The organism is Neisseria sp. P0021.S006 (assembly GCF_051956895.1).
In genome coordinates, this window is the sequence record NZ_JBQCWZ010000505.1 from 1 (window position 1) to 973 (window position 973).

Here is a 973-nt window from a genome sequence, read left to right on the forward strand (position 1 = left end):
ATATGGTGGCGGCGATTTTGAAATTATTAAATGAAGGATAAGTGATGAACCGTTTGTATCCCCACCCGATTATCGCCCGTGAGGGCTGGCCGATTATCGGCGGCGGTTTGGCTTTAAGCCTGCTGGTGTCGATGTGTTGCGGCTGGTGGTCTTTGCCGTTTTGGGTGTTTACCGTATTTGCATTGCAGTTTTTCCGCGACCCTGCGCGTGAGATTCCGCAAAATCCTGAAGCGGTGTTGAGCCCGGTTGACGGTCGTATCGTGGTGGTTGAGCGCGCACGCGATCCGTATCGTGATGTCGATGCTTTGAAAATCAGTATTTTTATGAACGTGTTCAACGTGCATTCGCAAAAATCGCCTGCCGATTGTACAGTAACGAAAGTGGTCTATAACAAAGGCAAATTCGTGAATGCGGATTTGGACAAAGCCAGCACGGAAAACGAACGTAACGCGGTTTTGGCGACTACAGCTTCTGGTCGTGAAATTACTTTTGTTCAAGTGGCCGGTTTGGTGGCGCGTCGTATTTTGTGCTACACCCAAGCAGGTGCGAAACTGTCTCGCGGCGAACGCTATGGCTTTATCCGCTTTGGTTCGCGCGTGGATATGTATCTGCCTGTCGATGCTCAGGCGCAAGTGGCGATTGGCGATAAAGTTACCGGCGTCAGCACTGTATTGGCGCGTTTGCCGCTGACTGCGCCGCAAACTGAATCTGAGCCTAAAGCCGCAGCTCCACAAGCTGCGCCTGCTTCACAAGCGGCTCCGGTTGAAACAGTGGCAAGCCAATCTACCGAACAACAGCAAATCGAAGCAGCGGCAGCTAAGATTCAAGCGGCTGTGCAAGATGTGTTGAAAGATTAATAGTCAGTTTTAAATGATTGGTTAAAACAAGAAAAAGGTTTTCAGACGGCCGTCTGAAAACCTTTTTTGTTTGCTGTCTGATTTTAAAACTTCACGTTTACACCGCCGGTAAAGCT

General features: G+C 49.5%; 1 protein-coding gene. It reads left to right on the plus strand.

All coding sequences use genetic code 11. The annotated features are described in order from the left end of the window. The first annotated feature begins 44 nt into the window (after positions 1-44). A complete protein-coding gene (locus tag ACTHUM_RS15300) occupies positions 45-857 on the plus strand; it encodes a phosphatidylserine decarboxylase (RefSeq protein ID WP_107810216.1) in 813 nt (270 codons plus the stop codon). Positions 858-973 lie beyond the last annotated feature (116 nt).

Coding starts and splice junctions, on each gene's coding strand:
- ACTHUM_RS15300 (WP_107810216.1), top strand. CDS start 45: ATGAACCGTTTGTATCCCCACCCGATTATCGCCCGTGAGGGCTGGCCG.